A 12745-nucleotide genomic window follows, 5' to 3' on the forward strand; every position below is an offset into this window, starting at 1 on the left:
TTCATTACTTGATGCCAGCACGGCAGGGTTATTTACAAACGCGGATGTAATAATACAACGTCGTTCCGTCTTTCACTTTCGAGAGCACTTCATGCCCATGCCGTTTGCACGACGCCGGCACGTTAATAAAAGATTGCGGGCAGTCGGCGATCACTTCCAATATTTTCCCGTCTTCTAATTTTTCGATGGCCTCAAGCGTATAAAGCTCCGGATACGGGCATGATTCGCCACGGACATCCAGTGTTGCATCCACAGTAAAATTTTCCGCCATTTTTACCGCCTCCTGATTACGCAGACGTTTTCTTTTCGAATAACGTGCGTTTTGCGTTTATTTTTTTCGTATACCAATTTTCCCGCCATACGATAAGAAGATAAAGGGCCAGCAGAAAAGCGCCCGTACCGAAAAGCGCCCCGCCCCATCCGAATGACGTGACAATATTGACTTCCGGCCATCCTTTGACAAACACATCGAAAATGCCCCAATGATCCCATCCGTATGCCAGGAGGGTTGCCCCAACGATATTGCCGGCGCCGACTGCAAAAAATTGCACTTGCCCCTCTGTAATGCGGTACATCCACCCTGTTTCACAACCTCCGGCAATGACAATGCCAATGCCAAACAGGACGCCGCCGACAAGAGCACCAGGGCTTGCCCAGTGGATAACAGGGGCTTCGCCTTTAAATATGAAAATAGCGGTGCCTGCCGTCTGGATCGCCATTCCCACAATGATCGCTTTTCCGAGCGTTCCCCGCCCGGTCAGCCATAAATCCCTGAGCCCGGAAGTAAAGCAAATTTGGCCGCGCTGGATCAGTATCCCAAATGCCGCCCCGAACAGTGCGGCAAGCCCCAGCATTATTTTACCGGATATGAGATACCAGGCGGCAATCAGCGCAATAAAAAGCAAAACCAAAACAGCAGCATAAAGCTGGTAGTTCCCGTGTTGCGGATCCGGCTGTGTGCTTTTGGCAGCATGCCGGCTGAACGATATTTTTGGTTTTCCTTTAAAAATGGGCAATACGGCAAGTTTGACGCCAAAATAAGTACCGATCGCGGTGCCGACAATAAAGAACCAGGCGTGGAGAGAAAATTGCGGCAGTCCCGTAAAAAACGCAGCCAAATTGCAGCCCATCGCAAGGCGCGTTCCGAATCCGGCAATGATGCCGCCAATAAAACCCCACACCCAGCGCCGTTTCTGGCGGGGAACTTTCCATTTAAAATTCTTGCTGGCAAGGGCACTGAACAAACTGCCAAGCAGCATGCCGATGACCAGCCATCCGTCTGTCCGGTCCTGCGGCTCTCCGATCAGTTTGATCGCTTTAAAATACGCCCAATCAGCCGTATCGACGCCGAACAGCTGAAGCAAATTCCCTCCCCAGCGGGTAAATTCGCCTGTGACGGCCCAGAGCGTTCCGGTCAGCCCAAAATAAAAAGCAGCAAACACGCCTGCCAACAGTAAGACAATAAAAGGATTCCAAAACCCGCTGAAGTACTTTTCATGGGCTTTTTCCAACCATATACGCATGCCTTTCCGGCCTCCTTCATGAAAAATCATACATTCCCTATTATAGCAGAGTTTTCCGTCGGCACATTGATAAAAGTAAAGGTTGTAAAGCGGTTTGCTTTTTCAAATCTGAAAATAATGGTAAAATAATGAAACATATCATGGGGAAAGGGGGGAGATGGCCCGGGGACGGCGTATACCTGGACCAGCGAAGCAACAAATGGGAAACAATCAAAAAAGCGGGGTGTTATACACCTTTTTTGCTTATTTTTTGTGGGGGCTTTTTCCGATTTACTGGAAAATGATTGAGCAGGTGCCTGCTATTGAAATTCTCGCACACCGCATTTTCTGGTCTTTTATTTTTATGATCATACTTTTAGCCTTTTTAAGGAAAATGGGTGATTTAAAAACGAGCATAAAAGAAGGGGTCCGCCACCCGCGCACGCCGCTTTTATTGCTTCTCGCGTCCGTGCTTGTGAGCGGGAACTGGTTTATCTACATATGGGCGGTCAACAACGGGCATGTCATTGAAACAAGTATGGGATATTACATCAACCCACTTGTCAGCATCCTGCTCGGGATGGTCTTTTTGAAAGAAAAACTGAACCGATGGCAATGTCTTGCTTTTCTGCTGGCAGCGTGCGGCGTCGCGATCCAGACGTTCAGCTACGGGCATATTCCCTGGATCGCCATCGGCCTTGCCCTCACATTTGGGTTTTACGGCCTTGTGAAAAAGAAAGTGGACATTGATGCTTTTATCGGCCTGACATTCGAAACATTCTTTGTGATGCCGGTTGCGCTCCTCTACTTACTGGTGATCCAGGTAAAAGGCACGGCATCTTTTGCAACGGTTTCACCGGGATTAACCGTATTGTTAATTGGCACAGGCGTTGTGACGGCAATCCCGCTCATTTGCTTTGCACAGGGGGAAAGAAGCATTTCCCTGACAATGATCGGCTTTTTCCAATACTTGACGCCGACGATGACGCTGATCATGGGCATTGCCTTTTTCAAGGAACCTTTTACGCATGTGCAGCTTTTGTCCTTTGCTTTTATCTGGCTGGCGCTTATCGTGTTTTCCGTTTCCGGTTTTTTGCCGAAGAAGAAATTCCATGTGGAAGAAGTTGCCTGAGGTTGCCATGCCGGAACGGGTTTACTGGAAAAGTTTTTAAATGCATACAAAAAAGCGGCGGGAACCCACCTGGTTTGTCCCGCCGCTTTTATATATGCGGCAACTTGTCTGCTAAAAAAGGTATTTTAACAAATGATCTTTTCGGCCGGCTTTTTTTTAACGGGAAATTTCAGGTATAATAGGGAAGATCGAAGTCACAAGGGAGATTGATTTATGTCCAGGTTCCAGTTCCGCCCGGCAACGTTTAAAATGGTTTTTTTCATGTATTTGCTGGGCACGGTTATTTTTGCCATTTTGTATTTGCTGCCGGTTTCACACAAACAGCCGTTGCTGCCGGTAGATGCTTTTTTCCTGTCCGCAAGCGCCATTAGTGCAACAGGGCTGTCCACTGTTACCATTGCGCAAGAACTTACAACGGCTGGAAAAATCATCCTGCTCATCCAGATGGAAATCGGTGGGATCGGCGTCATGGCCTTGGTCGGTGCGCTTTTAATTGCATTGCGTACGAACGCGCCTGTTCCGTCACAAACATTGATGATTTTTGACCAGAACCAGAACAGCAGCCGTTCGATATCCAAACTGATGGCCTTTATTGTAAAATACACATTAATCGTCGAGACGGCAGGCTTTCTGCTGATTTTGCCGTCTGCACTGCATCACGGCAGCCATGCTTTTGCCGCTTTTTTTCTTTCGGTGTCGACATTTACAAACGCCGGCTTTGAAATTTCGGGAAACGGGCTTGATAATTTTAAAGGCGAGCCGTTCGTGCTTGCCGTGTTAAGCTGTATGATCATTCTGGGCGTCCTCGGGTTTGCCGTCGTCATGGAGTTTTTGCAGTCGCGCCGGAAAAAGAAAAGCCTTTATTTCAAAGTAAATGTTTTGATGCACGGCATTTTGCTTTTGGCCGGCTTTCTTTTCTTCTTTTTTGTCGATTTTATACATATGCCGGGGCTTTCTTTTACAGAAAAAATTATCCAGTCCCTTTTCTTCAGTGCGGCGCCGAGAAGCGGGGGGCTGGCATCACTCGATTTGCACGTTTTTTCTTTCCCGTCTCTGCTGTTTATGATCGTGCTCATGTTTATCGGCGGGTCGCCAAGCAGCTGCGCCGGCGGGATCCGGACGACCACATTCGCCGTCATTCTTGCCAAATTGTGGTCTGTCATCCGCGGTTCAAATGAGACGCATATGTTCAGAAAGACGCTGTTTGCCGAAGACGTAAACAAAGCCTTTCTCGTCTTTTTCGCTTTTCTATTTTTGTTCTTTTTCTCTTTTTTTGTATTGTCTTTTACGGAAAAAGCAGCACCGTTTCCGCTTGCATTTGAAATTATGTCGGCGCTGTCGACATGCGGCTTTTCACTCGGGATCACGGCCGGCCTGACGGTGTTCGGCAAAATTTGGCTGGCTTTCCTTATGCTGATTGGCCGTCTCGGGGTAATTATTTTGATCTATACCTTTATGAATCAAAAAAAATCCACAATCAAATATGCAAAAGAATCCATTTTAATCGGTTAGGGGTGGGATTGTGAAACATTTAAAAGAAAGTTTTCTAGTGCTCGGGCTCGGCCGCTTTGGGTCAAGTGTGCTGAAAGAATTGGCGAGGCTCGGATACGATGTTGTCGGCGCCGATAAAAATGAAAAGGTACTTCAGGATGAGGAACTGCAGGACGCCGCATCGTACCTTGCAGAAGGCGATGTGACCAGCACCGCTTTTTTGGAAGAATTAAATGTGACCAATTTCGATGCGGTGGTCGTCAGCATGGGAGATGATTTTGAATCCGCCATTTTAACGGTGCTTGCTTTAAAAGATCTTGGCTGTGAAACGGTTTATGCGAAGGCGAATGATCAAAAGCGGGGGAGAGGCTTGAAAGGGGCCGGTGCGACGGACGTGTTTTTTCCCGAAGAAGAAACGGGGCGCCGGGTTGCCTACCATATTGCAAACCCGGGCATTTTGCAGTATATCCGCCTGTCACCGTATTGCTCCGGCCTTGAGATGACAGTGCCGGAAGATTTTATCGGAAAGTCTCTGACAGAACTCGATTTCCGCAACAGGTATAAAGCCCTTGTTGTCATGGTCACTTCCCAGACTGAAGAAACGCCGGTTGTCTCGCCGGCACCGGATTATATTTTTCAGCCGGGGGACACCATTTTCACAGTCGGTGCGGAAAAAGATTTGGAAAGACTGCGCCGGAAATTTTACTAGAAAGGTGAGGTATTTTCCGGCTGCGTTGAATTGAACTGCAGGAGCTGCCGTTTTTCCGGTCTGGGGATTCCCATTCGGGGCGTCGGCACGGGAGCCGGAAAAACTTACCCGCCGGGGGATAAGTCTCCTTGCCCCCTACATATTTTGCAGAAAAATCGTTGCGGTTAAATACCGCCTTGCGAGCATTTGAAAATAAGCCGTAAAAACGGAAAGGGTCGCGATGACGATGGTGTTGCGGATGGCTTCTTTTTTCGGATCGTCCGGCGATATGTATTTCGATATCATCTCTTCCGCTTTTTCAGTAACCATACCTTCCATTGCCGAAATCATATGTTCGTGTTTTTCGGCCGGGAACCGCCCGACTTCCCGCATGGAATTCAGCTCTTCAAAAAGCTGGGAATAGGTGGCATACAGCTGAACCGGATTAATCAAATCATCATGCTCATCTTCGGGGTCATTGACGATCAATTGCAACAGCTTACGGATGGAATCGAAATCGAGCGCCGTTTTCAAGTCTTCCACCAGAAACAGTAGCGCCATCTGGTCAATAGAATATTTTTTCCCTTTTTCCGGCGCCACGATCATTTCTTTAATATCGCGCTTGACCCAGTTTTGAATCGCGGTCAGTGTAAAATTTGTATTTTCAATCTGGCTTCCGAGCGCCACGATTTCATTTAACGAAAATCCGAAGTCATCCGTGTTCTTCTTCAGTATTTTTGTAAAGATGGGGGGCATTACAGCAGCTGCAAAGGGGTGATGCGGGTCTTTGCCACCGTTTTTCTTTGCCCATAAGCCTTGTAAAAACGTTGCAGGCGTCATGGGGCCTGCTCCCTTCAGCGCAAGTAGCAGATCTGCCATTTCCCTGCGTGTCATTTGGAATAGTTCCATTAACAGCACCTCCCAAACATTGGCATGCTACTTTTTATCGTAAGATTGATGGATGGAAAAGTCAATGATGATGATAAGACTCTTTGTATCCTTTCATCATCCAGCAATTCGTGATATTATATCTATGGGAAGACCTCTCTATAGATGTTTATTTTACGGTGTACATTTAGATAATAGAGTGTCTTCCCATTTTTTCTCCTCATCTGCCCCTTCGAGAAAAATTTTTACACATACGGCGTGACAAGATTTCTCCGGTGTCCCGGAATGCCAAGGATGCCTTATTCTTTCAGGTGAAACAATCCGCACTTTTAGGAAGAAAATTGCCCCCGCCCTGGTTTGAAAACGTTTAATGTCAGCATTTCAGGGGAAATAAAAACCGGGAATCGCAATCTTTTGTCAAAAAAGCTTGCATTTTGATTGATAAGTTCATATAATAAGTTCATAGGAACCTAGTATAAAAATAGAAAAGGGGAAATGAAGTTGAAGAAATTTTTTGCGCTGCTCCTGGCATTTACGTTTGCCTTTTCAGTTGTCGGGATTCACTTTTCAAACCCGGTTGATGCAAGGGGATACCGTTCTGTAAAACGGTCTTACCAGACGGTGCCAAAGACAACAACACCATCGTCAAAACAACAGTCCCATTACCAGTCGAAAACGAACCAAAATACAAATTCGGTTTCCGGCAATAAAGCCAATACAGCGTCGTCTTCATCGAGAGGCAGCTTTGTAAAGGGGATGCTGCTCGGCGGTCTTGGCGGCATGCTGTTCGGATCGATGTTCGGCCATCTCGGCGGTTTGGGAACGGCTTTGACGGCAATGGTCAATATTTTAATCTTTATTGCGCTGATTCTCATCGTCATCAAATTGTTCCAATCCGTATTCGGCAACAGGAAAAAAGATCGTGAGGCTTATGACAGATGGAAGAATTAAAACTGTCAGAGCAAGATTTGATTAACGCGGTTTGCACGTTTGTGGCAGATCAGCATTATGCTTATCCGGAAAATGTGATGGCGATGCTCACATACGATGATGATACCGGCTACGGCGCAGATGTCGAACTGAACGGTAAAGATCTCGAGCCGCTGACTGAGCCGAAACTGATTCAGGCCATCCGCAAATATTTAGAAGAAGAATACAGCATTGACCCGTTTGCCGTCAGTATCCGACTGGAAATTGAAGATCAAGATGGTATGGTGGCATACGTAGATTAAGAAACAGCCCGGCAAATGCCGGGCTGTTTTACACTATTTTGATACATATTTGTTTCGTCCTGCGCCGGCTCCTGCGGCAAGCATGAGGATGCCACAGATAATCATGACCACAACCGGCATATGCCAGTTATGCGCCCGGTCATACAACCAGCCGATCAAAAATGGGCCGGCTGCCGCCACGAGATAACCAGCAGACTGGCTCATGCCGGACAAATTGGCAGCTTCAGTGGCCGTTTTCGAACGGAGGCCGATAAACGCAAGCGCGAGGCTGATGCTGGCACCCTGGGCGATGCCGATCAAAATGATACAAATCCACATCCACAACATATGCCCGCCGTACAAAAGGCCTGTAAGCCCGCACAAATAAAAAATCGTAATCCCGAAAACAAGGGGAATCTGGTTTTTCATCCGCTCCGCCCAAATCGGCGTCATAAAAGTGGCGGGCAGGCTGACGAACTGCATGATTGACACCATCCAGCCGGCCGCTACGAGGCTTGCCCCATGGCTGACCATAATTTCCGCAAGCCAGGCGATGGTGCTGTAAAATAGAAACGACTGCAGGCCGAGAAAAAGCGTCACCTGCCAGGCGAGCGAAGACAGCCAGACCGATCTTCCGGGCGTTTCCTGATGGGTGGAAAACTTTACTTTGGCGTGCTCACGCAATTGCGGGATCCACACCAAAGCAGCCAGGATAGAGAGGATGCCCCAGACGAGCAGCCCCCATTTCCACCCGAGCCCCAGGCCGTTCACAATCGGGACGCTGACGCCGGAAGCGAGCGCGGCAAATCCGCCCATAACGGTTGTATAAATACTTGTCATCAACCCGAGTTTTGCAGGCACCCGGTGTTTAATGAGGCTTGGCAGCAGCACATTCCCGATGGCAATGCCTGTTCCGATAAAAGCCGTGCCGATATAAAGCATGGCGGCATTCCCGGCCGTACGCGCCAAAATGCCGATAAATAATATGACGATCCCAAGAAGCAATGTCAACTCCTGGCCAATCCGGCTTGCCAGTTTTGGCGCAAGCGGTGAAATCAGTGCGAAGGCAAGAAGCGGGAGCGTTGTAATAAATCCCGCTTGTGCATTTGACATATGAAGGCTGTGGCGGATCGTGCCGATTACGGGCCCGATGGAAGTGATTGCCGGCCTGAGGTTTGCTGCAATACAGATAACGCCTGCCACAAGCAGCCCGGATAATACTTTTTCTTTTTCTTTCTGATCACCCATCTTTTTCTAAACTCCTTTAAAACTTTCCTGATTTAAAAATGGACAGCAACAGCCATAAAAGCATCAATGTTGCGACACCAAATCCGATCTCAATGATCGGGTTTTTCCAGATCACCGTCGATTGGCCGCTGATGGACGTTCCGATCATCAGCCCGACCATCAGGATACTAAAGGCGAGCAGGACGATCGCGAAGGAAAGCCGGTTGCTGATCCTGTCAAGTTTTTCCAAAAATAAATGCAAATCCGGTATGACGACTTCCATCCTGAATTTGCCTTTCCGCATCGTTTTGGAAATATCGCGCAAATTTTTCGGAAGCTCAAGCAAAATTTCCGCCTGGTCCAAAAACGTTTTCCATCCTTTCTGTGCGACCCTGCCCGGCCGCAAACGGTCCCGAAGCAGCCTTTCCCCAAATGGGCGCGCAGCTTCGATCAGGCTGAATTCCGGGTCAAGCGATTCCACGACACCCTCCACCGTAATCAGCGATTTGCCGAGTATCGTCAGATCGGCAGGGAAGCGGATATGGTATTTGAACGCAAGATGGTATAAATCATTGATGGCTTCCCGCAAGCTTAACTGGCTGAGCGGCAGATCATAATATTTTTCGCGGAGAACTTCGACATCTTCCTTCAGCAGATGAAGATCGGTTTCTTCCGGAATTTCCGCAAGCGCATCGACCGACTTCATAATGGCATTCGTATCCGCCCGCATCAGCGCAATGACAAGTGAGGCGCAATGGTACTTGGTCTCTTCCGTAAGCCGGCCGACCATGCCAAAATCCATATAACAAATCACATCGCCGGGCAAAACGACAATGTTTCCCGGATGCGGATCGCCGTGAAAAAATCCCTCCACAAAAATCTGCTGCAGCATCGAATGGATCAGCCGTTCAGAAATGGCTTTTTTTCGGTATCCGGGGACTGTTTCACTGAAAAATTCGCTGATTTTCCTGCCCTTTATGTACTCCATGGTCAGGACTCTTTTTGTGGAAAAGTCCCAGTAAATTTTCGGAATCCGGATGTTTTCATCGCCTTCAAATTGTTTGGCGATCCGTTCCGCATTCCGGCCTTCATGGTAGTAATCTAGCTCGGACAACAGCGCCTGGGAAAATTCTTCGACAATGTCCCGCAATTGGTATGCCCTTGCCCATTCAAAACGGGACTCTAGGGAGAGGGACAGGCTTTCCAATATTTCAAGATCGGTTTCAATGACTGGGCGGATATTCGGGCGCTGGATTTTGATCGCAACCGGCTCTTCCGTATGCAATTTGGCTTTATGCACTTGTCCGATCGATGCGGTTGCGAGCGGCTCCGGATCGAATTCGGCAAAAAGCTCCTCAACGCCCGCTCCAAATTCGTCCCTGATAATCTTTTTTACTTCTTCAAACGGAAACGGCGTGGCCTTATCCTGTAATTTTTCCAGGTCAGCAATAATCGATTCCGGCAAAATATCACGGCGGGAGCTGGCAAGCTGCCCGAGTTTAATAAAGGTCGGGCCCAATTCCTCTAAAAACAGCCGGATCCTTTCCCCGGTGCTGCGGTGGGGGGTGCGGGGAGCCGCTTTTTTCGAGGGAAAAGGAAGTAAATCCGAAAGGCCCCAATCGCTGATTAAATAACCGAGGCCATTTTTAATCAGGGCGCCGGCAATTTCCTGGTATCTTTTTCCGTGCTTCATTTTTCTGGAAAGCAAGCAACCACCCCCGGTTTTGTTTTATGCAAAAAAACAGCCGGCCCCGGGCAAAAGGGCCAACCGGTTTACGGATTCAACCGTTCTTCAAGCTGCTGGATGCGAAGTTCCAGCGCCTTGATTTCATCTTTTGTCGCAACATTCATTTCAGAAAGGATCTCGTTGACCCGGTCTTTCAAGGCCTGATTCAATTCTTGTTTGGATTGTTCCCCTTTTTCCAGCAGTTCATCAATCAATTGTGTCGATTCCGCTTTTGTCAGGTTGCCTTTTTCCACGAGGCGGTTGACTGCTTTTTCCACTTGTTCTTTGCTGAGCACCGCCATGCCAAGGCCGAGTGATAACAATTGGTTCACTTTATCGCGCATTCCAATTCCTTCCTTTCTCCTCTATCTTAATGTAATCATAGCCCAATCCGGCCGGAATCACAAACGGAAAGGTGTGAAAAATGGCCAATGAACGGACTACTTTCCCCAGTGGGAAGCAATAAACGTGTCGCGGCCCGATTTCGCCCGGTCTTCATGATAGGCATTCGGATTTTTCTTATAAAAATCCTGGTGGTAATCTTCGGCGGGATAAAAAGGCTTCGCCGGCAAAATTTCTGTCACAATCGGCTTTTTGAATTTGCCGCTTTCTGCAAGCTGCTTTTTTGAAGCTTCTGCCAGCCGCTTTTGCTCTTCATTATGGTAAAAAATAGCCGTCCGATAGTTGGAGCCGCGATCCTGGAACTGGCCGCCGGCATCGGTCGGATCGATTTGCTGCCAAAAGATTTCGAGCAGTTTTTCGTACGGAAAAACTGCCGGATCATATGTAATTTGGACGGCTTCGTAATGGCCGGTCGTTCCGGTCTTTACTTGTTCATACGAAGGATTGTCGACCGTTCCCCCTGTGTATCCGGAAACAACTTTTTCAATGCCATCCCACTGGTCGAAAGGTTTGACCATGCACCAAAAACAGCCGCCGGCAAAAGTTGCTTTCTGAAATTGTTCTGCCATTTCTTCTCCTCCAAAGGTGTTGCTTTTTCTAAATCGTAACATTTCCTACCCATCACGACAAGAAAGAATGCCCAGTCTGCTGCGAAAAATCGAAAAATTTCGGTTGTATTTGTCCAGCTTTGAATTTTAGAGCATATCATTTTTTCGTTGTCCACTAAAGTGCAAAAAATTTTTAAAAAATGTGTTTAAAATTTGAACATTTTGTGAACATAAGGTAATATAATATACAAAAGGGGAGGGTTGTGAAATGAAGGAATTTAATGGGTACTATTTGGTTGCAACCGCTGAGCTGATCATGAGTGCGATTTTTCTTTCTATTCACTTTATTGTAAGCGCTCACACAACAGACTGGTCTTTGATTTTGTTTTGGGGTTTTCTGCTAGGGGGAATGATTACTTACGGGCTCGGCATGGCATACTTGCTGATGCTTTGCGCGTCAGGGAAAGAATTGCCGCATGAATATCCGGAAAACGATCCGTCATATAGAAAAGCGGGATAATCGTTCGCACAGCATGAACCCTGTATACACGGGGTTTCTTTTTTTGGGGGGAAGTGGGCGCCGATCCATTCGGATCTATGATGGCTGAAAAAATTTAAGCGGCGGGAAATACGGCCTTTTTCATGCAAAAAAACGATGCCGCAAAGGGCACCGTTAGTCTTCTTTTTGAACATTTGCCGCCTGCGGACCGCGTGAACCTTCTTCCACGTCAAACGATACTTTCTGGCCTTCTTCAAGCGTTTTATAGCCTTCACCCTGGATGGCTGAGAAATGGACAAACACGTCGTCTCCGCCTTCCCGTTCAATAAAGCCATAGCCTTTTTCACTGTTAAACCATTTTACTGTACCATGTTCCACGTTTAATGCCTCCTAATTTTTAACCTTTCTTGCTTTTAATATATCCAGAATCCCGGGTTTTAAACGCCATTTCTCACTTGCAGGCAAAATTTGCGGCTTTTTTTGCTGTATCTTTATAAAATGAACTTCAGTTTTTCGTGACAAAATCAATTGCGATCGCGATAGACATTGCTACTGGCAACATTTACAGAAATAGTAATTTAACTTATATGCCCTGAAAATATACGCCGGCCGGTTTTCACCCCCCGTTGGTGCCCGGATCCATCCCAGGCGTGGGCGTCCATTTGGAAAAAGCTTGATACACTTTGCGGCATCAACATTTGATATAATCGGGCAGCCGTTGTACACTTTTAAATAGCCGGATAGTGAAAACTTCATTGCAAAAGGAGCTGTACCCATTCATGATTGTTTCCGGACAAAAGGAACATCAACTCATAGAAGAAACTTTTAAAGATCAAATAGATCATCCCGCTGTGATCAGCAAAAAGCTCGAACAGTCGGGTCAATTTATGGAAGCTGTCCGCAGTCTGGTTGACTTATGCGGCGATGATCCGGACCGCGACGGCTTGCAGGAAACGCCTTACCGGGTGCTGAAGGCCTTTTTGGAATATACAGAAGGGTACCGGGAAGACCCGAAAATGCATTTGGCAAAAACATTTGATGTCGACCACGACCACAAGGAGCTCGTACTTGTAAAAGATATCGAATTTTATTCCATATGTGAGCACCACTTCGCGCCATTTTTCGGCGTCGCTCATGTCGCCTATTTTCCAAATGAAAAAATCACCGGCCTGTCGAAAATTGCGCGCATGGTCGACGGCTACGCCAGGCGTTTTCAAGTTCAGGAACGGCTGACAAAACAAATTGCGGATGCGGTGGAAGAAGTGCTTGAACCGCAGGGCACGATGGTGGTTTTAGAGGCCAAGCATATGTGCATGTGCGGGCGGGGCGTGAAAAAGTCGGATGCGTCCACGACCACGATGTCTTACCGTGGCATTTTTGAAGGGCGGGCGGATTTGCGCGCCGAATTTTTGTCCTTACTCAAATAGAAAA

The 12745-nt window shown here is 47.5% G+C and carries 15 protein-coding genes; 7 read left to right on the forward strand and 8 right to left on the reverse strand.

Features of this window, described 5'->3' with window-relative positions; genetic code table 11:
* Positions 1-28: 28 nt before the first annotated feature.
* Together yedF and yedE are read right to left on the reverse strand one after the other, a co-directional pair.
* Complete coding sequence (gene yedF, locus NST70_RS07225) at positions 29-271, reverse strand: sulfurtransferase-like selenium metabolism protein YedF (RefSeq protein WP_014098405.1); 243 nt, start codon at positions 269-271, stop codon at positions 29-31.
* A 16-nt stretch (positions 272-287) separates the two neighbouring features.
* Complete coding sequence (gene yedE / locus NST70_RS07230) at positions 288-1523, reverse strand: selenium metabolism membrane protein YedE/FdhT (RefSeq protein WP_026683472.1); 1236 nt, start codon at positions 1521-1523, stop codon at positions 288-290.
* A gap of 199 nt (positions 1524-1722) precedes the next feature.
* Between yedE and rarD the strand changes: the two genes are divergently transcribed.
* The 3 genes from rarD to NST70_RS07245 all read left to right on the forward strand — a co-directional run bounded on the left by rarD (position 1723) and on the right by NST70_RS07245 (position 4834).
* The gene (gene rarD, locus NST70_RS07235; RefSeq protein ID WP_237340675.1) at positions 1723-2634 is read left to right on the forward strand and encodes an EamA family transporter RarD; all 912 of its coding nucleotides are present in this window, start codon (positions 1723-1725) and stop codon (positions 2632-2634) included.
* Positions 2635-2847: 213 nt separating this feature from the next.
* A complete protein-coding gene (locus tag NST70_RS07240; RefSeq protein ID WP_110133994.1) occupies positions 2848-4146 on the forward strand; it encodes a potassium transporter TrkG in 1299 nt (432 codons plus the stop codon).
* Positions 4147-4156: 10 nt separating this feature from the next.
* Complete coding sequence (locus NST70_RS07245) at positions 4157-4834, forward strand: TrkA family potassium uptake protein (protein ID WP_014098401.1); 678 nt, start codon at positions 4157-4159, stop codon at positions 4832-4834.
* 135 nt (positions 4835-4969) lie between these two features.
* Here NST70_RS07245 and NST70_RS07250 read toward each other — a convergent pair whose 3' ends face one another.
* A complete protein-coding gene (locus NST70_RS07250; RefSeq protein WP_014098400.1) occupies positions 4970-5722 on the reverse strand; it encodes a DUF1836 domain-containing protein in 753 nt (250 codons plus the stop codon).
* A 474-nt stretch (positions 5723-6196) separates the two neighbouring features.
* On the opposite strand from NST70_RS07250, the gene NST70_RS07255 reads away from it, so the two are divergent.
* The gene (locus NST70_RS07255; RefSeq protein ID WP_233896701.1) at positions 6197-6652 is read left to right on the forward strand and encodes a hypothetical protein; all 456 of its coding nucleotides are present in this window, start codon (positions 6197-6199) and stop codon (positions 6650-6652) included.
* A complete protein-coding gene (locus tag NST70_RS07260; RefSeq protein WP_014098398.1) occupies positions 6640-6933 on the forward strand; it encodes a YxcD family protein in 294 nt (97 codons plus the stop codon). The genes NST70_RS07255 and NST70_RS07260 overlap by 13 nt, the downstream gene beginning before the upstream one ends.
* A 33-nt stretch (positions 6934-6966) precedes the next feature.
* Here the strand turns inward: NST70_RS07260 and NST70_RS07265 are convergent, their stop codons facing one another.
* The 4 genes from NST70_RS07265 to msrA form a co-directional block, all read right to left on the reverse strand.
* Positions 6967-8160: an MFS transporter gene (locus NST70_RS07265; RefSeq protein WP_014098397.1), complete on the reverse strand. Its 1194-nt coding sequence runs from the start codon at positions 8158-8160 to the stop codon at positions 6967-6969.
* A gap of 16 nt (positions 8161-8176) precedes the next feature.
* The gene (locus tag NST70_RS07270; RefSeq protein ID WP_014098396.1) at positions 8177-9847 is read right to left on the reverse strand and encodes an AarF/ABC1/UbiB kinase family protein; all 1671 of its coding nucleotides are present in this window, start codon (positions 9845-9847) and stop codon (positions 8177-8179) included.
* Between the two features lie 65 nt (positions 9848-9912).
* Positions 9913-10209: a phasin family protein gene (locus tag NST70_RS07275; protein WP_014098395.1), complete on the reverse strand. Its 297-nt coding sequence runs from the start codon at positions 10207-10209 to the stop codon at positions 9913-9915.
* Between the two features lie 96 nt (positions 10210-10305).
* The gene (msrA, locus tag NST70_RS07280; protein ID WP_017550823.1) at positions 10306-10836 is read right to left on the reverse strand and encodes a peptide-methionine (S)-S-oxide reductase MsrA; all 531 of its coding nucleotides are present in this window, start codon (positions 10834-10836) and stop codon (positions 10306-10308) included.
* 247 nt (positions 10837-11083) lie between these two features.
* Here msrA and NST70_RS07285 point away from each other — a divergent pair, with 247 nt between their 5' ends.
* Entirely contained in the window at positions 11084-11335 is a 252-nt protein-coding gene (locus tag NST70_RS07285; protein WP_046721160.1) for a hypothetical protein, read from the forward strand.
* Between the two features lie 153 nt (positions 11336-11488).
* Here the strand turns inward: NST70_RS07285 and NST70_RS07290 are convergent, their stop codons facing one another.
* The gene (locus NST70_RS07290) at positions 11489-11692 is read right to left on the reverse strand and encodes a cold-shock protein (protein WP_013859272.1); all 204 of its coding nucleotides are present in this window, start codon (positions 11690-11692) and stop codon (positions 11489-11491) included.
* Between the two features lie 401 nt (positions 11693-12093).
* Between NST70_RS07290 and folE the strand changes: the two genes are divergently transcribed.
* Positions 12094-12741, forward strand: coding sequence for a GTP cyclohydrolase I FolE (gene folE / locus NST70_RS07295; RefSeq protein ID WP_046721159.1), 648 nt, complete (start codon positions 12094-12096; stop codon positions 12739-12741).
* The last annotated feature ends 4 nt before the right edge of the window (positions 12742-12745 follow it).

The organism is Weizmannia sp. FSL K6-0777, assembly GCF_038593185.1.
Lineage (GTDB): Bacteria > Bacillota > Bacilli > Bacillales > Bacillaceae_C > Weizmannia > Weizmannia faecalis.